Source organism: Yoonia vestfoldensis DSM 16212, assembly GCF_000382265.1.
GTDB classification, from domain to species: domain Bacteria; phylum Pseudomonadota; class Alphaproteobacteria; order Rhodobacterales; family Rhodobacteraceae; genus Yoonia; species Yoonia vestfoldensis.
In genome coordinates, this window is sequence record NZ_KB907985.1 from 51,983 (window position 1) to 73,925 (window position 21,943).

9 protein-coding genes (1 of these 9 only partly in view) are annotated in these 21,943 nt (G+C 62.8%); all 9 read left to right on the forward strand.

The annotated features are described in order from the left end of the window. Tightly spaced (at most 33 nt apart), the 9 genes in view from H147_RS0113645 to H147_RS0113685 form a layout consistent with a single transcriptional unit that may run on beyond the window. Positions 1-12,003: the final stretch of a beta strand repeat-containing protein gene (locus tag H147_RS0113645; protein ID WP_081625862.1), read on the forward strand. It extends 20,886 nt beyond the left edge of the window; only the last 12,003 of its 32,889 coding nucleotides appear in the window; its start codon lies off the left edge, out of view; its stop codon occupies positions 12,001-12,003. An 18-nt stretch (positions 12,004-12,021) separates the two neighbouring features. Next, positions 12,022-12,348, forward strand: coding sequence for a DUF3467 domain-containing protein (locus tag H147_RS0113650; protein WP_019955939.1), 327 nt, complete (start codon positions 12,022-12,024; stop codon positions 12,346-12,348). Next, a complete protein-coding gene (locus H147_RS19780; protein WP_019955940.1) occupies positions 12,345-14,270 on the forward strand; it encodes a GAF domain-containing protein in 1,926 nt (641 codons plus the stop codon). The genes H147_RS0113650 and H147_RS19780 overlap by 4 nt, the downstream gene beginning before the upstream one ends. 9 nt (positions 14,271-14,279) lie before the next feature. Continuing rightward, positions 14,280-16,427: a PqqD family peptide modification chaperone gene (locus H147_RS0113660; protein WP_019955941.1), complete on the forward strand. Its 2,148-nt coding sequence runs from the start codon at positions 14,280-14,282 to the stop codon at positions 16,425-16,427. Next, positions 16,420-18,441, forward strand: coding sequence for a preprotein translocase subunit SecA (locus H147_RS0113665; RefSeq protein WP_019955942.1), 2,022 nt, complete (start codon positions 16,420-16,422; stop codon positions 18,439-18,441). The genes H147_RS0113660 and H147_RS0113665 overlap by 8 nt, the downstream gene beginning before the upstream one ends. Before the next feature lie 33 nt (positions 18,442-18,474). Next, complete coding sequence (locus H147_RS0113670) at positions 18,475-19,293, forward strand: efflux RND transporter periplasmic adaptor subunit (RefSeq protein ID WP_162561679.1); 819 nt, start codon at positions 18,475-18,477, stop codon at positions 19,291-19,293. A gap of 1 nt (position 19,294) precedes the next feature. After that, positions 19,295-20,026, forward strand: a complete 732-nt coding sequence (locus H147_RS0113675) for a hypothetical protein (RefSeq protein ID WP_019955944.1) — start codon at positions 19,295-19,297, stop codon at positions 20,024-20,026. Next, entirely contained in the window at positions 20,023-20,904 is an 882-nt protein-coding gene (locus H147_RS0113680; RefSeq protein ID WP_162561680.1) for a hypothetical protein, read from the forward strand. The genes H147_RS0113675 and H147_RS0113680 overlap by 4 nt, the downstream gene beginning before the upstream one ends. Next, complete coding sequence (locus H147_RS0113685) at positions 20,891-21,901, forward strand: radical SAM protein (RefSeq protein ID WP_019955946.1); 1,011 nt, start codon at positions 20,891-20,893, stop codon at positions 21,899-21,901. Before H147_RS0113680 ends, H147_RS0113685 begins: the two co-directional genes overlap by 14 nt. Positions 21,902-21,943: the final 42 nt, after the last annotated feature.

Sequence of the window (21,943 nt, forward strand, 5' to 3'; positions counted from 1 at the left end):
ATTGCCTCTGCCGAACGCAGCGACCTGTTCTTCCTTGTCACCGAAATTGAAACCGTCAACGTGACCTTCAACGCAGCGACCAATTCCATGTCGCGCAGCGCGGGTGCTTGGAACGATGCCGCAGCGACCGGCCAGCCGCAGTTCCGTGTGGGGCAGACAATTCAGGTGCAGGGCGGCGATCCGGTCAACGCGACCGAGAACGAACGCTATTACGTCATCGAAAGCTTCTCGGGCGATGGCCAGACGATCTTTTTCGAAGATACCGGCACGACATTTGCCAAGGACGTTCTGACCGTCAGCATCACCGACCCGATCGCCAAGCAGGTGCAGGTTTCGGCGATCGTGAACGATCCGTCCGGTGCCGCCATCCCCGTGACGGCCAACATTTCCGGCAATACGATCACGCGCACGGATGGGAATTTCAATTTCCTTGGCCAAGCTACCACTGGCGATCACATCCAAGGATTCATGGTTGGCGACCTGATCCTGTTGTCGACGACCCGTGCTTATACTCCGGCAGATGCTGCCGCCCTAAGACCGACCCAGAACGCGAATACCAGCACAAATCTGTACCGCGTTTTGGCGGTCACCGCAGATACGATCACCCTGACCAACCGCGACGGCAGCCCTGTGACGCTGATCGCGGAAACGGGTGTGACGATCACGGTCGACGAATTCGTCGAACTGGTCGGCGTACAGGTCCAGCAGCGCGAAGATTTCAACATCGAAGCCAGCGCCGACGTGAACATCGCGTCGGTGGGTGAAACCTTCATCGGATCGGAAAAACAGATCCTGCTGGGCACGATCACCGTGGCTGGCGAAGAAGGGGATGAAGGACAACTGCGCCTGAAGGCCGGCAACGGCATCATCAACAACATCGGCAACACCGCGACCAACATCACGGCGGACTCCGTGGTGCTGGAAGGCGGGCAGGGCACAATCGGCCGCCTTGCCGCCCCGGGCGTTGTGGAAAACCGCGTGTACATGGACCTCTCGGCGGGCAGTATCGTGATCGCCCGCGCGCAGGGTGCTGTCGTGCTGGCCGAACGGGCTGGCGATTTCCTTGTCGGGACGATCTATTCCGCCAGCAGCGACGTCGATTTGCAGGCGCTGGATGGGAGCATACTTGACGGATACGGCAACGGGCTCGTCAACATCGAAGCCGACAACATCATCCTGGCCGCAAGCGGCAGTATCGGTGCTATCGACAACGATCTCGATCTTGAGGCGCGCGATGCCGACAACGGTCGCCTGACCCTTTTGGCCGGTGGGGACATCTACGTGTCCGAAGACGGCGATATGAACATCCTCGACGTGACCTCGACGGGACTTGAGGGGACTTTTGTCCGCCTGACGTCGGAATCGAACATGTTCGATGGGGACGCCAGCCAGACGACCGGCAATGCCGTCATCACCGGCTACAACATCGAGACAATTGCCGAGGCTGGCCTGATCGGCAGCCTGTCGCAGAACCTGCGGATCAACACCACGGGTGGCGTGCTGAACGCCTCTGCCCTGTTGGGCAACATCCGCATCATCGAAGTTTCCACCGCCGCCGGTGGCGCGGGCGATGACCTGATCGTCAACCAGATCGGCACGGGTGCCGATTTCACCGCCTTCCTGACATCTGCCGCCGGGCGCATCCTGAACGGTGCCGCCTTGGGGCTGTCCAACGTCACGGGTGGCCGTGCCTTCCTTGTGGCGAACAAGGATATCGGCCAGGCCGACAAGCGCCTGTTCACCCGGATCGGGTCTATTCAGGGGGTCTCGACGACGGGATCGTCCTATATCTTCAACGACGGTGCCATTCGCACCGAAACCGAAGACGGCAGTGGTGTCGCCTTCCGTGTGGCTAACGACTTCTTCATGACGGCGACCAGCCCGATCAACGTGCGCCAGAACATCGTGGCCACCAGCGGCAATATCAACATCATCGCCAATGAAAGCGTCTTTGCGACACAGCAAGACTATGACGACGCTTTTGCCGCGCTCGAAGATGCCTATTACGGGCCACGCACCACGCCCGAAGAGATCGAGGCAGCCGATGCTGCGAAAGAGGCAGCGCTGTTGGCCTTCCCGCAGAACCTCGATGAATACAACAACGACTATGACACCGTCACGATCCATGCAGGCGTGCTGGTGCAGGCGTTGGCAGGCAACGTCAACATCTGGGCTGGCGATCATGTGGTCGTCCAAGGTGCTGATGGGGACGATGATGCGGCACAAGTCATCGCGGCTGGCAACATCAACATCTACAGCGATGTGACGACCAATGCCGAAAACGCGGACGGGTCGGTGAACCTCGGGTCCGATCCGCAGATCGTGTTCGATGCGGCGCGCTATGACAATGCCGGTGGCGATGTGACCATCGACGGGGTGCTGCGGGCGACAGGCAATGTGCTGATCAACACGCGGGCCGCTGGCACGGCCAGCCCTGCCAACGTCGAACAGCGCGACATCGTCCATGTCACCGGGACCATCACCGCCACCAACGGCGGCATCCAGATCCTGAACCGTGGCGACATCACGCTGGATGGCGCGCTGTCGGCGGGTGCGTCTGTCCTGCTGAACACCGTGGCTAATCCGGCCGACGGGCAGTCCGGACCAGAGCAACAGGACGTCGTGACGATCAATGCCGCGATCACCGCGGGCAACCGGATCGACGTGCAGACGCGCGGTGACGTGACCGTCAATGCAACGGTGACAGCGACGACCGGCGACGTGACCATCACGACGATTGCCAGCACGCCCGATGCCACGCTGGCCACCCATCAGGCCGACACCGTGATCTTCACGGCGGACTCGACCGTCAACGCAGGCGCGCGGATCGACGTGCGCACAGGTGGCGATGTGACCGTTGCGGGCGATCTGAACGCGGGCAGCGCGGTCGAGATCAACACCGTGCCGGATCTGGCCACCAGCCTGACACCCGCGCAGGTACGCGACAGCGTGATCGTGACGGACACCGGCACGATTGACGCCGTGACCAGCATCACCGTTCTGACCAGTGGCGACATCACGGTTGGTGGTGCGCTTGGCGCGGGCACGTTCATCCTGCTCAACACCGTCGATCCGACGGTGACCGACCAGCCATTGCTGGAACAGCAGGATTTCATCACCGTGAACGCCGCGATGACGGCAGGCACGCGGATCGACCTGCTGACCGGTGGCGATATCACCATCAACGCGGCTGTCGTTGCCGGTGGCACGATCTTTGCCAACACCCGCCAGAACGGCCAGAGCGCCACGCCGCCTGAATTCCTGCGCGACCGCTTCGAGGTCACGCGCCTTGGCGTGCTGGAATCGACAGGGGCCGAGATCAGCATCCTGACCGGCGGCGATGTCATCATCACCGGCGAGATGGACGCAGAGACCACGATCCTGATCAACACGGGGTCCGCGGATGCGAACCCGATCGTCGAATTGCGCGACAACGTCACCGTGACCGGCAGCATGACGGCTGGCTCGCGGATCGACGTCACGACAGGTGGCGACAAGGACAGCATTGTCCTGACGCAAATGACGATGGTCGCGCCCGTGATCCGCATCGACGGACAGGACGGCGACGACTTTATCCAGATCAAGGACAATGTGGTCGCGACCGGTGCCATGACATTGGCCGGTGGCACGGGGTCCGACCGGATAGAGGTGATCCGCCTTGCGTCCCATGCGACGGGCGACAGCCTGACGCTGGACGGCGGCGATCATGCCGATGACATGATGATCCAGACCTGGGGGTCCCAGACCGGGGCTGCCGCAGGCATCGACTACCGGATCACCATCGCCAGCGCTTCGGCGATCAGCGTTGAAAACGGTGTGGATACGCTTGAGGTGCTGGGCACCGACGGCGATGACGACATCTTCCTCAGCCGCGCCAATTTCGTGGCGCTCCTGCATGGCACCGAAGGTCAGGCTGTCGGCACGGAATCCGGCCGGCCGACGACGGTCGAGCGGATCGACTATGACCGCAGCCTGAACGGCCGCCTGAGCCTGATCGGCCTTGACGGTGACGACGTGTTCATCTCTGACGACAACAGCACGATCATGACGATGGACGGCGGGCTTGGAAACGACCGCTTCCAGTTCGGCCAGATCTTTGGATCGCGGCCTGTCGCCGGTGGCACCTATCAGACCGATAGCGGGGTCGTGTCGAACGGCATCGCTGTGGGCGATGACATCGCCACAGTGGCAACGACGCGCGGCTTCCTGTCGAACGGTCTGTCCTATGCCGTCACCGCCTTTGGTGGCGAAGGCGCGGATTCCTTTACCGTCTATGCCAATCGTGGCGAATTGCGTCTTGAAGGCGAGGATGGCAACGACCAGTTCATCGTCCGCGCCTTCCTGCTCGATGCCGAGCTTGAAAGCGAATCCGCCAGTGGCGATATCAAACTGCTGGCCGGTGCAGGCGACGACAGCATCGAATACAACATCAACGCGCCGGTCGATATCGACGGCGGGGCCGGTTTCGACCGTGTCATCGCCATCGGGACCGAAGGCGACGATGTGTTCGTCATCACCGAGGACGGCGTCTTTGGGGCCGGTCTGAACGTGCGGATCAGCAATGCCGAAGAGGCGATCGAGGTCGATGGTCTGGAAGGTGACGATACCTTCTACATCCAGTCCACAAGCGCTGGTACGGTCACGAACGTGATCGGTGGCCTTGGGTCCGATACGTTCAACATCACAGGCGATGTGAACGATCAGGTCTTTGCCGCCGATCTGGCGGGCCGGTCGAGCGGGATCAACCACCGCGCCGACACAACCGATACCGAATACGCGACCACCCTGCTGAACGGTCTGACCGCCACTGTGGCCGACGCCGAACAGGGTGCGATTGTGATCGCACAGACCGGCAGCGGCACCACCGTCGCCGAAGGTGGCGTGCTTGATACCTATACCGTATCGATGGCCGCGACGCAGCCGCCGGCCGATGGCCGCAGCGTGTTCATCACAATCTCTGCGGGGATCGCATCGCGGCAGGATCGCCGCCTTGATGTGCCGACCATGGCGGATGGCACCGAACTGACGCTGAACGGCAACACGATCACCCGCACGACGGGGTCGTGGACGACGGATGGCTTTGGCGATTGGCAGGGCATCACCCTGACCGGCGCGGGCGACAATTCCGGTCACTACAATGTGGTGTCCGTGTCCGACAATGGGCGGACGCTGACCATCGACGGCACCTTTGCGGCCAATGCCAATGCGCCGACTGGCGTCGTGGTTGGCGCAAGCGTGTCCGGCCGGATCGCCAGCACCGTCGAAATGCGGGCCGGTGGCACCGGTGCCTTTACCGATGGGATCGTGCTGGAATTCAACGCGGCGAACTGGAACACCGCGCAGGTTGTCGAACTGCGCGCCATCGACGATGCCGCAGAAGAAGGCCAGCGGATCGTCCAGATCAGCCATGCCGTCGACAGCGAAGACCCTGCCTATCAAGGGACGAAAGTCACCAACCTTGTCGTAGTGGTCGATGATAACGACCTGCCCGAGGTCCGTCTGACACAGACCGGCGCCGATACCTTCGTGCACGAAGGCACCTCTGGCACCGAGATCAACGACAGCTATGACGTCGTGCTGACCCGTCAGCCCGCTGTGGGCGAAACCGTGACCGTCGCGCTGACCGATGACACGAACTCGGCGGATCTGACCTATCGGGTCAACGGATCGCCCGTGTCGCAGATCGTGTTCGACAGCACCAACTGGAACACGCCGGTCACCGTCACCATCGTCGCCAACGCCGATGCCGTGGTCGAGAACCGCGAACGTGCCGTGGTGTCCCATACCGTGACGTCGAATGTCACGGATGGCGTCTATGCATCGGCTGCCATGGCCGAACTTGACGTCACCATCTCGGACGGGGACAGCGCGGGCATCATCATTCGCGAAAGCGATGGCCAGACCGTCATCGTGGATGCACCGGGTGAAACCGACAGCTATACGATCCGCCTGACCAAGGCACCGACCGCGCCTGTCACCATCAATATCGTGGATGACGGCCAGAACCGCGTCGTGAAGGGCGGTCGCGTGACCGAAGCGGTGCTGGTCGATGGCGTCGCCATTCCGCTGACGTTCGTGTCGAACCCGGACGGGCCAGACACCATCCTGCGCACCGATGGTGGAAATTTCCGCACCGACGGTTTCCTGTCGGGCACCGTGATGGACATCACCGGCACCACGCTGAACAACGCGCCTTTCGGCATCGGCGAGATTTCCGAGGATGGATCGACCATCACCCTGTCTGGTGGACAGACGGTATTCGCTGAAACCGCCACCGCGACGGTCACGGTCATCGTGGCACAGGTCACGTTCACGGCGGACAACTGGTCCGAAGCGGTCACGATCACGCTGGAAGCGGATGCAGGCTTTACGCCCACAGCCATCGACCGCGTGACCAAATCCTTCCCGATCGAGCCGCATACGACATCGCGCATCAACGGGCCGCTGATCATCGACGGCGGGCCGACGACATCGCGCGAAATCCGCGCGGCAATCATGCTGGCGACCGAACGCGACCCGGGCCCCATCGGCCTGACTGTCGTGACAGACGAACCGTCGCAGAATGACCGCGTGAACGTGTTCAACGACAGTTCCGTGATCGACGACACGGGCCGGATGTTCAACACCGCCGATGGCCGGACCCAGATCGACGGGCTTGGCATGGGCAGTGGCACTGTCACGATCCCGCAGGGCGAAGGTCTGGATGATCTGGTATTCAACCGCGGCATCTCGATCTCGACCGTGGAAATCATCGAGGTGATGCTGGGCCGCGGTGACGATACGTTCACCATCGACGGCACCAACATCAGTTCCGACTACAACGTCGGTGGCGGTCAGGTGAACCTGCCGATCACGCTGATCCATGGTGGCGGCGGGGCCGACCGGATTACGGTCAACCAACTGACCACCGGCGAAGGTGGCAAGCGGACATTGCTCGCGCTCTTTGGCGACACCGATGCCGACGGACGGCGCTACAACTTTGAAGGCGGCGCGCCGAACGGCAATGCGTTCAACTTCAACGCGGTCGGCGCACCACAGGATCACGCGGACATCATCGACGCCTCGGGCGCGGAGCTGTCGGCGGATGACATCGGTGTCGTGATCTATGGCGGCATGGGCAACGACACGCTGATCGGGTCCGGCGGACGCGATCATATTGCAGGTGGCGGCGGCGACGACACGATCACCGGTAACGCTGGCGACGACATCCTGTATGGCGACAACGGCTTCAGCATCGACCTTGTCACGCGCGGCCTGATCCAGATCAGCGCCTCCAACCTGACCCCGCAATACCTGAGCGCGGATACCCGCGCCGGTGGCCGCGACACGATCGACGGCAACGATGGCCGCGACATCATCTTTGGCGATCATGGCCGGGTGTGGCAGCTTGCGGGCACCAACTTCATCACCTCGACCGGCGATTATGCGCGGATCGAAAGCAGTGATTTCGCGGCTGGTGCCGATGACATCATCGACGGCGGCAATGGCGACGATATCGTCTTTGGCGGCGCTGGCGCAGACCAGATCACGCTGGGCAGTGGCAACAACATCGGCTTTGGCGACAACGGTCTCGTGGATTGGACAATCTACGACGACAACAACCGGTCTATCGACCTGATCCAGACGCTTGCGGCCTCGATCGGCGGCAACGACACGATCACCGGCGGCAACGGCAACGACGTGGCGCTGGGCGGGCAAGGTGCCGATACGATCAACCTTGGCGACGGCACCAATGTCATCATCGGTGACGCGGGCCGGATCACCGGCTACAGCACCGGCGCGGGCCTTGGCTCGCTTGAGCTGACGCTGGATACGCTGGTCAGCACCGATGCGGCAACGGGCGCGGGCGATACCATCACGATCGGGACGGGCACGGATTACGTGGTTGGCGGGTCGGGTGGCGACAGCATCCTGTCGGTCGGCAGCAGCCTGCTGTCCGATGTGATCTTCGGCGACCACGCGCAGTTGAAGTTCCGCGTTGCGGTCGGCGACGAAGTGACGCCTGTCATTCTGGCGGCGCGGTCGATCTTTACCGCGAACGGCGGTGACGATCTGATCTCGACCACGGGTGGCGGCGATATCGTCGTGGGCGGCGTCGGTACGGATACGGTCACGGGAACCGGTGGCGCCGACATCATCTTTGGCGACAACGGCTATCTGGCCGGCTACGAGACCGACCCTGTCGGCGGAGCGCTGATCAGCCTTGCGCTGGCGCAGACGCTGGCGGCAACCATCGGTGGCCGCGACGAGATTCGGATCGGCACAGGCGCTGCCATCGTCTTTGGCGGCGCGGGCGACGACCTGATCGACACAGCTGTCGGCGGCGGGCTTGACGCAGCGGACATCCTGTTCGGCGATCATGGCCGCGCACGCTTTGATGTGCCGACCGAAACAACACCGCAGCCGATTGCCGTCTTGATCGAAAGCACGGACGCAACACGGGGTGGCGATGATACGATCACATCCGGCTCTGGCGCGGACATCGTCATCGGCGGATTTGGCGCGGATACGCTGACGGCAGGCAACGGCGACAATATCGTGCTGGGCGACAATGCCCGCCTGATCGGCACCGCCGATACGGACCTGGCTCTGGATGGTCGTCCGATCAGCCTTGCCAGCATCGTCACCATCAATCCGACCATCGGCGGCGATGACATCATCGCGACCGGTCTTGGTGCCGATATCGTCATCGGCGGCGCAGGCAACGACCGGATCAACGCGAATACGGGCGAAGGTCCGGCGGTCTTTGACAAGTCGAACATCCTTGTGGGCGACCATGCAGAGATGCTGTTCCACAACCCTGTCACGGGGACGAACTTTGCATCACTGTTACGGTCGCTGGATGCCACGATTGGCGGCAACGACACGATCCAGTCCGGTGCAGGCCACGACCTGATCATCGGCGGAACAGGCAGCGACGTGATCTTCGGCGCAGGCGGGAGCGACGTGGTCGCAGGCGACCACCTGCGCGCGCAAGGCACGATCGACCTGTCGACGCTGCCCTTGTTCAACCCTGAGAATGCGTCCTTTACTGCGACCTCCATCGCGACCGGGATCACAGATGGCGGCGCTGCCGACACGATCTATGGCGGTGCCGGTGCCGACTTCATCATGGGCCAGCAAGGGGCGGACACGATCTTTGGCGGGGCGGGCGACGACGATATCATCGGCGGTCACAACGTCTCGGGCGGTGTCGATACGGGCGATGCCATCGACGGTGGCGCAGGCGATGACGTGATCCTCGGCGACAACGGGACGATCTATCGCAAGATGACGCAGGAAGATGCACGGATGCGGGCGCTGCAAGGCACAGTCATGTATGGCACCAACGTCCATGCAGCCGCGGGCGTCGTGGATGACGGCCAATTGCTCGTGACCGAGACGGCGCAGATCAACGTCGACGGCACGGCACAGCGCGAGGTCGTGGTTTTGGATCACGCTCCGGGCACCAGCGCGACTTTGTTCGGCAGCGACTATATCGCTGGCGGGGCAGAGGATGACATGATCTTTGGCCAGCTCGGCAATGACATCATCCAGGGTGACGGGTCCATCGACTTTGACCAGAACGGCATTGCGGATGTCTTCGAAGGCAAGGGTGTCCACGCCTCTCGTGATGCGGATCGGTTCCTTGTGATCAATGCTTCGATCGACGATTACAACGGGGTGGGCCGTGACGGCGACGACTATATCGAAGGCAACGGCGGCAACGACACTGTCTTTGGCAACCTTGGCCGCGACGATATCATCGGCGGATCGTCGAGCCTGTTCGGGCTGACCACGCGCACCCAGCGGATCGACGGCAGCGACATGCTGTTCGGCGGTTCTGGCACGCAGACCGAACGCAACGAACTGGGCGATCCATCCGCCGAAGGTCATGCACGCGACAACGACACCATCGTGGGCGACAACGCGAATATCTACCGCATCGTCGGGATCAACGGCGAAAGTTCGGGTGCCTATCTGACCTTTGCCTACGACACCTACAGCGATACGATGCGGATCGTGCCGCGCGGTGTCGACCTGCTCGACTACACCGAAGGCGGCTTTGACGTCGATCCGGGCTCTGCCGCGCTTGACCGGGGCGCTGCGGATGAAATCCACGGCGAAGACGGCGATGACACCATCTATGGCATGGTCGGCAATGATATCCTGTTCGGGGATGCCCATAACGACGACATCATCGGCGGCACCGGCAACGACTGGATTTCCGGTGGCACCGGCAGCGACGGGGTGATCGGCGACGACGGCCGTATCATGACAAGCCGCAATTCCACGGAATCCGGTGAATCGCTGTATGGGATCGCAGCGCTTGACGCGGTTGACGTGCTAGTGATCGCGCAGGATCAGGATGCGTTGCGGACGGTCATCAACAGAGACGGTCTGCTGGTCAAGTCGGTCAACCTGACACCCTATTCGACCAACCCCAACAATCCCAACGACCAATACTGGAACGCGTCGAACGCATCTGACATCATCTTTGGTGGCTGGGGGTCGGACTTCTTGCACGGTGGTGTGGGCAACGACGCGATTTCGGGCGCAGAAGCGCTGCCCTACGAGGCGCGTCCACAAGACCACAACGGCAACATCGTCAGCTTCGATACGCCGTTCAACCCCGGCAATACCGCTGTGGTGAATGAGACGACGTTCGCCGGTTCGCCATTCCCGGCGGTCCATGTCGTCTATCTTCCGCTTCTTCTGGCTGGCCAGCCGCGCGGTGTGATTTCGTTCAACGCCAACAATCAGGTCACGCTGGAAGCAGGCAACAACCCGTTCTTCCTGAACTTCGATCACACCGAAGGTCAGGCCGACAGCCGGTCCGAAAACGGGCTGTTGTCAGACGGCGATGACCGCATCTTTGGTGGTATCGGAAATGACATCATGTTCGGGGGTACCGGGCGCGATTCGATGTATGGCGGCTATGGCAACGATCTGATCAACGGCGATGACAAGCTGGATACCGGCGGCATCGACAACGCGACAACACCAACGGTCGATGAATCCTTGCCGGGCTACAACAACCTGCCCGACGAAGACATCAGCTATGAAGACTTCATCTTCGGCGGGGCCGGGCGCGATTTCATGATCGCCAACACCTCGGGTGATCGCCTTGTGGACTGGAACGGCGAATTCAACGAATTCTTTGTGCCATATCGCAACGCGGGTGCGCCGACCGTTATCACCAGCTTCAGCGCTGCACTGGAAGCCTATATCGTCCTGGTTGGTCGCGCCGATGGTGCCGACCCGACGCGGGCTGGCGATGTCGATCCGATCCTGGCCGTGAACGGCGCACCGCTGTCCTTGGCAGGAGAGCCGTTCGGCGAGCTTGGCCTCGTCAACGACAACCTTGGCAATGCGTTCAACCTCGCCGAGTTCCAAAAGCAGACCGGGCCGGGCATCCTGACAGGGCGCGGCACCGTCGATGACGGCAACGTGCTGTTCCCAGATCCGATCCCCGTGGGCGCGCGGCTTGCCGACAGCCCGCTGGACGACTACGGCTTTGGGCCGGGACTGGCGGGCACGACCGGGATTTATGCAGGTGACGCCAGCACGGTGAACGGACCGATCACGGCGGATACCGGCGCGGACCGGCCTGCCGCGGACTTGATCACGACATTCTCGCAAAGCGTGGGGATCATCGTCGGTGACAACGGAATGGCGACGGTGAACGACCTGAACATCGGTGGCCAAGCACTGAGCTATGTCTACAACGAGGATACCGGCGAATTCGAACAGATGGCGACAGGCCCCGCGCAGGTCACCGGCACCAATTCCGTGCTGGAACTATTCGACACCAACGGCGAACTCTTTGCCTACGTGGACCAGTACGGCGGGGTCTGGATCATCGACGATGTCGTGGACAATCCCGCCGGTCAGCGTGACCGCGTCGATCCCGACGACGGTGTCGACCTGATCGAGGATGACTGGCTTCTGGAAGCGACTGTCGTTACCAATGGTGCTGCTGCCGCTGCCATGCCTTTCCGCACGACACGGACAGAACAATAACCAGGTGGACCAAGGCGCATGGCCGATGACAAGACGCAGATGGGCGGGATGAACCCCGCCCTCGAACCCGGGCAGCATCGGTCGGCGATCGCTTGGGATGACACCAACATGGCGACCAGTTTCGCCAATGTCGTGAACATTCAGGGCACGCGCGAACAGATCGAATTGTTCTTCGGCACGCATCGGTCATGGAATCTGGCCAGTCACGGCGACGTGAAAGTTGATTTGACCAACAGGGTCATTCTGACGCCTTATGCGGCCAAGCGCCTGAATACGATCCTGACCAAGGTCCTGTCGGAATACGAGGCGCGACACGGTGTGTTGCGAACGGACGACCAGAAATGACAGCTGAAAATCAGGAAGCCCTGATTATCAAGCAGACCCCATCCGACCCCGAGGAAACCGTCGTTGCGGCGGTCCCGTCCGGGCAGTCCGCGTTGTGGCGCGACCTGTCCGACCGCGAGGATTTCCGCAAACAGGCGCAAAGCTGGACGGAACTGCTGTTTGCGCAACTGGCCGAAAACCCCGATGTGACGCCGGTGGCTGTCTTTGCCTTTCGCTATGACGCCCCGTCGCGGCAACTGACGCCGATCGGATCGCATCCGCGCAACCGCGTGGGCTCCACCTTGACGGTCGAGGCGGCGCAATCGGCGGTCGACAATGGCCGCCCCGTCGCGCGCGGCGACATGCCGGGCAATGACGGGCTGGCCAAGTCCGCACCGATGGCCGCCGCAGCACCGCTGATGGTCAAGGACGCAGCCCTTGGCGTTGTCGTGGTCGAGATGCGCCCCGCCGGCCAGACCCAGATGCGCTGGGCCATGCGCCGCCTGCAATGGGGGGCGGCATGGCTGCGTGACGCCTTGCGCGAAGAAGAAAGCCAGCGCGAAGAGGTCCGCTACACCGCCGCCGTCGAAGCGCTGAACACGATCATCGCCGCCGCCGAGCGTGAGGATTTCATCACCGCAGCCGGTGCGACTGTCACCGATCTAGCAACGCGGTTCGGTTGCGACCGCGTTTCTTTGGGGATGCGCAGCCTGCGCCGCACCAAGATCAGGGCGATTTCCCATTCCGCGCAGTTTTCCAAACGGATGGAACTGGTCGCCCGTCTGTCGGCGGCGATGGACGAAGCCATCGACCAGCGCGCCGCCGTGCTTTGGCCGGATGATGGCACCGACGACATCCTTGCCACCCATGCCGCCGCGGCATTGGCGCGCGAACACGGGGCAGGGCATGTCTATTCCGTCCCGCTTTACGTCAACGGCAAATTCACCGGCGCACTGACATTCGAACGACCAGCGGACAAGCCTTTTGATGCGCGCGAACTGGAGGTGCTGGAGGCCGTGACCACCGTCCTTGCCCCGATCCTGGACGAAAAGCGCCGCAATGACCGCTGGCTGATCACCAAGATCGCCGACAGCGGGCTGTTGCAACTGCGCCGCCTGCTGGGGCCTGCCCATCTGTTGCGCAAGCTGTTCATCGCCTGCATGATCGGGCTTGTCGTTTTCTTCTGGTTCGCGCGCACCACCTATGAAGTCAGCGCCGAGGCGCGGGTGATCGGAACCATCGAACGGTCCATCGTGCCCGGTTTCGACGGGTTCATCGCCGCCGCCCCTGTGCGTGCAGGCGACCGCGTGGCAGAGGGCGATCTTCTGGTGCAGCTTGACGACCGCGACCTGTCGCTGGAACGGCTGCGGCTGGTCACGCAGCGCCAGCGTCAGCAGATCGAATACGACCGCGCCGTGGCGATCAGGGACCGGGCGGAAATGAATATCCGCCAGACGCTGATCGATCAGGCCGACGCCGAAATCGCCTTGCTTGACGAACAGATCGCGCGGACGCGGCTTGTCGCGCCCTTCGACGGGCTTGTCGTTTCGGGCGATCTGAGCCAGTCCATCGGCTCTTCTGTGTCGCGCGGCGAAACCTTGCTGACGATTGCGCCCGCCGATGCCTACCGCGTGATCCTGCAGGTGGATGAACGCCAGATCGCGGACCTGCAACAAGGTCAGACCGGCGCCCTGCGGGTGACAGCCCTGCCCGACCAGACCTTCGAGGTCGCCATTTCCAAGATCACGCCCGTCGCGACCTATGCCGAAGGTGCGACGACCTTCGAGGTCGAGGCGCTGTTTTCCGGCGATGCCATCGCCTTGCGCCCCGGCATGCAGGGGATCGCCCGTGTCGGCGTGGATGAACGCCGCTTGATTGCGGTCTGGACGAAACCTCTGCTGGACTGGGCCCGCATCGCGTTGTGGCGCTGGACCCCGGCATAGGGGCGGGGAATGGTGCGTGCCCTTCTCTCATCCGACTGGTATCGCGTCGCGCCGCTGAAGCCGCGCCTGCGCGGGCATCTCGAGGTGCATCGCCAGCAATATCGCGGCGATACGTGGTTCGTCTTGCAGGACCTGCACAGCGGCAAATATCACCGCATCACGCCGGCCGCCAATTACATCATCGCGCTGATGAACGGCCGTCGCACGATGCACCAGATCTGGGAAGCCGCCTGCCTGCGGTTCGATGACGACCCGCCGACGCAATCCGAAACGATCAAGCTGATGGCGCAATTGCATCGGTCCGACCTGATCGCAAGCGACCTGCCCCCCGATATGGAAGAGATCGGGCGCCGCCACGCCAAACAGGAACGCCAGACGATGATGGCGCGGATCAAGAACCCGATGGCCCTGCGGCTGCCCTTGCTTGACCCTGACAGGTTTCTGGGGGCCACCGTCGGGCTGGTCCGGCCTTTGTTCACGCCTGTCGGTTTCGTGCTTTGGCTGGCGCTGGTCCTGTCGGGTGTGGTTCTGGCGGTGCTGAACTGGGACGTGCTGACGCAGGGGTTCACCGATCAGGTGCTGGCGGCGGAAAACCTGCTGCTGATCGCGCTCGCCTATCCGTTCGTCAAGGCGGTCCACGAACTGGGGCATGGCTATGCCACCAAGGTCTGGGGCGGCGAGGTGCATGAAATCGGGCTGATGTTTCTTGTGTTCATCCCTGTGCCTTATGTGGATGCTTCGGCGTCCTCTGCGTTCGACAGCAAATGGCGGCGCGCGGTTGTGGGGGGCGCGGGGATCATGGTGGAAACGGCGCTGGCCACAATCGCGCTGATCGTCTGGCTGAACGCCGAACCGGGGCTGGTGCGGGCCTTTGCCTTTAACGTCATGCTGATCGGCGGGGTGTCGACGCTGCTGTTCAACGGCAATCCGCTGTTGCGCTTTGACGGCTATTTCGTCTTTTCCGACCTGATCGAGATCCCGAACCTCGGGCAAAGGTCGAATGCCTATGTCTTCTATCTGATCCGCACCTACCTGTTCCGGGTCAAGGATGTGCCCGACGGCGTGACCGCCAAGGGCGAACGCAAATGGCTGTTTACATATGCGATCGCGGCGTTCGTTTACCGCGTGTTCATCAGCTTTGCGATCGCGCTGTTCGTGGCGTCCAAGTTCTTTTTCATCGGCATCCTGCTGGCGCTTTGGGCCTTGTTCAATACCTTCGTGCAGCCTTTGCTGAAGGGCATCAAATACATGCTGACCAGCCCCGAGCTGCGCCAGAAGCGCGGCAAGGCGATGGGGCTGGTCGCGGGCGCGCTTGCGGGGGTGGCGGCGCTGTTGTTCAGCTTGCCTGCGCCTTATGCCACCGTGGCGCATGGGGTCGTCTGGCTGGATCAGGATGCGATCCTGCGCGCGCGCACCGATGGTTTCGTGGCCGATGTCGCCGCCGACGGAACTGCACCTGTCATGCAAGGCGCGCCTGTGGTCACGCTCGACGATCCGATCCTTGAAAACCGGATCACCATTCTGGAAAGCCAGCTGCGCGAGGCCCAGTTGCGCCTCCGGGCGATCCTGCTGGTGGATCAGGTGCAGGCCCAGTTGCTGCGCGACCGTGTGCTGCTGCTTGAGGATCAGCTACGCGGCCTTGAACAGCGCCGCACCGATCTGGTCGTGCAGGCCAGTGCGGATGGCACCGTCGTCGTGCCGTCAGCGGAAAACCTCAACGGGATGCTGATCCGGCAGGGCGAGGTTTTGGGCTATGTCATCGGCAACGACGACATGCGCCTGCGCGTGGCGATCCCGCAGGGGCTGGCCGAAATCGTGCGCAACCGGACGCAGGACGTGCAGATCATGTTTCAGGACGCGATCGGGACGTCGGTTCCGGGTCGGCTTGTGGTCGAGGTGCCGCAATCGCAGGACACGATCCCGTCGCTTGCGCTTTCGACCGAGGCGGGCGGCGACATTGTGCTGAACCCGAGCGGTGCAACCGAATTGTCGACCCTCCAAAGCGTGTTCCAATTCGAGGTCGCGACCCGCGACCCGATGCCTGTCACGCGGGTGGGCGCGCGAGCTTTGGTCAAGTTCGACCACGGGCGTGAACCCATCGGGTTCCGCATCTATCGCAGCCTGCGGCAATTGTTCCTGCGGCAGTTCCGTGTCTGATTTCACCGCATATCCCCCCACACGCCGCATCCGCCTGCCCCGGATCGTCAATTATGCCGAGGCACCGGACCGCGAGGAAACCGAGGTGGACCGCGCCTGGGCCTGGGTGCAGGGGGCGTTCGTCGCGCAGGGTGCGCGCTGGCGGGCGTTGCAGCTGCGCCCGATCCTCTGGGCGGTGCGATGGCACCAGAAACGCTATGCCGCGATGTCGGACGAAGATCTACGCGCCGCTGTGCGCGATCTGCGCATCCTGCTGCGCCAGCGGTTGCGCGACCAGGACCTGCCCGTGATGGTGGCAGGACAGGCCTTTGCCCTGATCCGCGAGGCGTCAGGGCGCGTGCTGGGCAAACGGCACTATGATGTGCAGATCCTCGGCGCATGGGCCATGCTGCGCGGCCAGATCGCGGAAATGCGCACCGGCGAGGGCAAGACGCTTTGCGCGACCCTTGCCGTGGCGACCGTGGCGCTGTCGGGGCGGCAGGTGCATGTGATGACGGTCAACGATTACCTTGCCGCCCGCGACGCCGAAGAGACAGGGCCGCTTTACGACTTTCTTGGCCTGACCCGCGCCACCGTGCTCGAAGGGCAGTCCGGACCCGTCCGGCAGGCCGCCTATCTGCAGGACATCGTCTATGGCACCAACAAGGAAATGGCGTTTGATTATCTGCGCGATCGCGCCATCCTGCGCCGTGCCCCCGGCAACCTGCAACGCAAGGTCGACAAACTGGTCCCCGGCGGCGGGCCGACCGAGCCCCTGCGGATGCGGGGCCTGCCCTTTGCCATCATCGACGAGGCTGACAGCGTCCTGATCGACGAGGCGCGCACGCCGCTCATCATCTCGGGCGCAGGCGCGTTGCAGGGCGGGATGCCTGACGGCGTTTTCATCGCGGGGATGGACGCCGCCAAAGGCATGGTCGAAGGCCGTCATTTCACGCTGCCGCGCGGGGTCAAGCGGGTCGAGATCCTGGATGCGGGCTATGATTACCTTGAAGATCTGACGATTGACCGTGACGACAGCTTTGCCATTCCTGTGATCCGCGATCACGCGGTCCAGCAGGCGCTGAACGCGCTTTACCTGTTCCATCTGGGCGACGCCTATATCGTCAAGGACGGCAAGGTGCAGATCGTCGATGAAAACACCGGCCGCACGATGCCGGACCGGACATGGTCGGACGGGTTGCACCAGATGATCGAACTCAAAGAAGGGCTAGAGATTTCGCCCACCAACGAAACCCTGTCGCGCATGACCTACCAGCGGTTTTTCCGCCGCTATACCCGGATCGGCGGGATGACCGGCACCGCGCAGGATGCGGCTTGGGAGCTGTGGACGGTCTACAAGCTCGCTGTGGCGAAAATCCCGACCAACAAGCCCGACATCCGCACCCGCGCGCCGGACCGTGTGTTCCGCACGGCGGATGCAAAATGGCGGGCGATCACGCGCCGCGTCGCTAAACTGCATGCCAACGGCCAGCCGGTGCTGATCGGGACGCGGTCAATCCTCGCCTCTCAGGAAGCCAGCGCGCGCCTGACCGAGGCGGGGCTGCCGCATCAGGTCTTGTCTGCCGATCAGGACGCGGACGAAGCCGCCATCGTCGCGCAGGCGGGACTGCCGGGCCAGATCACGGTGGCCACCAACATGGCCGGACGCGGTACCGACATCAAGCTTGGTCCCGGTGTCGCGGAAAACGGCGGGTTGGTCGTGATCCTGACCGAACGGCACGACAGCCGCCGTGTTGACCGCCAGTTGGAAGGGCGCTGCGGACGGCAGGGCGAACCGGGCCGCAACGAGGCCTATCTGAGCCTTGAGGATGACCTGATGCTTGGCCCCGATGCCGCCCGTGCGCGGCGGCTGGCCTATGCGGTGTCGCTGGTGCTGGGCACACGCGCGATTGGCCGCTTTATCCGTGACCGGCAGCGCCGGACGGAAACGCTGCACGCGCAATCCCGCCGCGACCTCATGAAGCAGGACCGTCAGCTTGGGGACATCATGGCGTTCTCGGGTCAACTTGAATAGGATAGCGACAAGAGCGCAATGTTGGAGATTTCGATGAAAAGCACGATCACCCTTGCTGCCCTGTTCTGCATGTCGGCGTCGCTGGTGCAGGCGCAGGGGCTGGCGGACGAATCCTTTGACTGCGTGATGGACCCCGCCGATATCATCGACGTCGGCGCCCCCGTCGCGGGTGTGCTGGAAGATGTCACCGTCCGGCGCGGCAACACAGTTGCGGCAGGGCAGGTGATCGCCAATCTGGAAAGCAGCGTGGAGCGCGCCACCATCGGCCTGCTGGAAACCCGCGCCGACAACAATGTCGCGATCGAGGCCCAGACCGCGCGGCGCGACCTGATCATGGTGCAGCGCGAACGGACCCAGACTCTGGTGGACCGCAATGTCGCCTCTGCTGACCAGTTGCAGGAAATCGAGGCTGAACTGGTCACCGCCGAAGCCTTGCTCGCGCAGGCGGTGCTCGACAAAGAAATCGCCGTGCAGGAACTGGCCCGCGCGCGCCAGCAACTTGCCCAGCGCACGATCACCAGCCCCACCGAAGGGGTCGTCTTGATCCGCAATAAATCCGCCGGGGAATTTGTCGCCACGAACGAGGCGATCGTGTCCATCGTCCGGCTGGACCCCCTGCTGATCGAGGCGTTCCTGCCGGTGGAACTTTACCCCGCAATCTCGAACGGGATGCTCGCGACCGTCGCGCCCGCCGCCCCCATCACCGACAGCTTTCAGGCGCGTGTGATCGCCTTTGATCAGGTGTTCGATGCGGCCTCCGGCACCTTCGGCGTCGAGCTGGAACTGCCCAATCCGGGGGCGCTTTTGCCTGCGGGGCATCGCTGCATCCTGACCTTTCCTACCGCAGGCTGACATGGGTGTGGCGGATCTGCTGGCTGTGACAGCGACGCTGGATGCGCCCCGGATCTTCGAGCGGTCGGTCAAGCTGTCGCAAGGCAGGTTGTCGGATGATCGCGGACTGGTCAGCATGGGCCGCCGTGCGCTGTATCCCGCCCCGCGCACGACATTGGCCGAGCTTTGCGCCGCACTGGGTTGCAACGATTGCACGGCGCTGCTGCCGCATCTAGCGGCGGCACATGCGGTGCATTTCGGCGCGGATGACGGGATCGGGAAATGCTATCTGGAATTCGCACCCGACACCGCACCCGCCCCGGACCTCGTGTTTCTGGCTTTGAAATGGGCGGGCACTGACAAGCGGTTGAACCGCTATACCAGCGTCACCCACCAGAGCCACGACGCCAAAGCCGCGCTGGTCGCGGGGCTGGTACCCGCAGGCCCGGTGCGCGACGCGATGCTTGCCTGCCTTGATCTAGCCCGTGACGGCGACCCCGACCGCACGGCGGTCGTGCTGCATGTGACCGAGACGGGCAGCCCGCGTGCGTCGGTCGATATATCTGTCGCCGATGCACGGTTGACGCTAGCGGATGCGGCGGGACTGATCGCGCCGGTGTTCGCAGGCTTTGGCCTTGATCCAGCCCCGTTTCTGGACGCGCATGGGGCAGCGCGGTTTGGTCATATCGCGGCTGGCATGGACAGCACGGGCGCGGCTTTTGCCACGCTCTATTTCGGGGCGCGGCAGCTATGATGGATTGGGACGCAAAGGCGCGCGCGCAACTCAGCAGGCCGGGCGATCTGGCGCAGGATTTCTGTCTGTGGCCCTATGATCCGCCGCGCGCGCCCAGCGATGACGCGCTGCGGTCCGTGGCGCTGCTTTACAAATCCTTTGATGGGGCAGGGTTGGGGCCGGAAATGGCGGCGCTGACCGATGCGATCCGTGACACTTGGGGGCGGTTCGCCACGGTCTGGGGGATGAAATGGTCGGCGGCTGGCCCGTCGTGGGAATTCTATTTCTACGACTATGCCCGCGCACACAGGCGTCTGGGGATCGGTGATTTCCTGAAAGCGACAGCCCCTTGGCTGAATTGCGCGCTGACACCTGACGATAGCCTGCCCTATTTCATGTTCTCGGTGGAAATCGCGTCGCAGCATCTGGCGGGCGCCCCGCTCGACCAGATCGACATCTATATGGGCAATCCGGGGTCGAATGTGTCATCGGGCATCTGTTACGGGCTGACGCAGGCGGGATACGAGATGCGCAATTTCTATTTCTTCTTCGATGCGCAGCGCGAGGCGCAGCAGATCCACGACAAGCTGACCGAATCCATCTACTTGCCGCTGGCCAAGGTCAACGTGACCGATCTGCTTTGGCCTGAAATGGCAGGGGTGCAGACCGTGGTGGTCGCCAACAAGCAGCGCCGCGACGGGCTGTATTTCTCGCGTATCCGCGCGGCGCAGCTGGCGCATTTTCTGCAAAAGCAGGATTTTCCTGCCGCACTTCAGGGCTTTCTTGCAGAAAACCATGACGCGCTGGACCATCACCTTTATGATGTGGGTTGGGATTTCGCCTGCGATGCGGACGGGCGGGTCCATCCGGTGAAAGGCAGTTTCTATGGCCTCCTCTGATCATGACCCCATCCGCGCCTTGGACGTGGTGCAGGCGCCGGGCGCACGGGTCGGACTGACGACGCCGGTTGACCGCTTGGGCCGGCTGCGCGGGCTGAGCCTGCGAGACCATGAAAAGTATGTTTCCTTGACGATGGAGTTTCGCTGTAACCTGAAATGTGTGCATTGTATGATCGAAGGCACGATGGACCGGCTTGCGCCCACATCGGACGAGACGCTGGACAGGATCTGCCGCGATCAGGCCGAAACCGGACGCTGGGAAGGGCTGGTCCTGACGGGGTCGGAAATAACGCTGCGCCGTGACCTGCCCGACATCGCCCGCAAGGCGCGCAGCGCAGGGTTCGCCCATGTGCGCATCCAGACGCACGGGATGCATCTGGGCCGCACCGATTACGCCGACCGGCTGGTGGATGCGGGCGTGGATGAATACTTTGTCTCGGTCGCGGGGTCTGACGCTGAAAGCCACGACCGCATCACGCAGGTGGCGGGCGCGTGGGACAAGATGATGCAGGGCATGGCGCATCTGGACAGCTACGACCATGTCCGGCTGATCACAAATTCGGTCATCACGACGCAAAGTTACGCTCTGCTGCCCGGCATGGTCGACGCGCTGGCGCATCTGAAGCGGCTGGTCCAGATGGAATTCTGGAACTTCTTTCCGATGGCCGAAGATGACCCCAAGGACCTTGCAGCAAAGCACACGGACATCCTGCCCTATCTGCGGGAAGCGATCGGCAAATGCCGCGCGCAGGGCCGCTATGTCGAGGTCAAGAATTTCCCCGAATGCCTGCTGGGTGATTACGGCGATGCGGTGGTCAATGCCCAACCGCTGCTGGTCATCGACCCCGAATTCTGGACCGAATTCGACCGCAACGGGTTTTATCAATGCCCGCATCAGGCCAGTTGTGGATCGACCGAATGTCTGGGCCTGACGACAGCCTATATCGGCAAGTTCGGCGATGAACGCGACCTGCTGGCGCCATTGCCGAAAACCTGAGTAAGGCCCCTTGCATCGGCTAGCGGACATGCCACAGATAGC

Coding starts and splice junctions, on each gene's coding strand:
- H147_RS0113650 (WP_019955939.1), top strand. CDS start 12,022: ATGGCCGATGACAAGACGCAGATGGGCGGGATGAACCCCGCCCTCGAA.
- H147_RS19780 (WP_019955940.1), top strand. CDS start 12,345: ATGACAGCTGAAAATCAGGAAGCCCTGATTATCAAGCAGACCCCATCC.
- H147_RS0113660 (WP_019955941.1), top strand. CDS start 14,280: ATGGTGCGTGCCCTTCTCTCATCCGACTGGTATCGCGTCGCGCCGCTG.
- H147_RS0113670 (WP_162561679.1), top strand. CDS start 18,475: ATGAAAAGCACGATCACCCTTGCTGCCCTGTTCTGCATGTCGGCGTCG.
- H147_RS0113675 (WP_019955944.1), top strand. CDS start 19,295: ATGGGTGTGGCGGATCTGCTGGCTGTGACAGCGACGCTGGATGCGCCC.
- H147_RS0113680 (WP_162561680.1), top strand. CDS start 20,023: ATGATGGATTGGGACGCAAAGGCGCGCGCGCAACTCAGCAGGCCGGGC.
- H147_RS0113685 (WP_019955946.1), top strand. CDS start 20,891: ATGGCCTCCTCTGATCATGACCCCATCCGCGCCTTGGACGTGGTGCAG.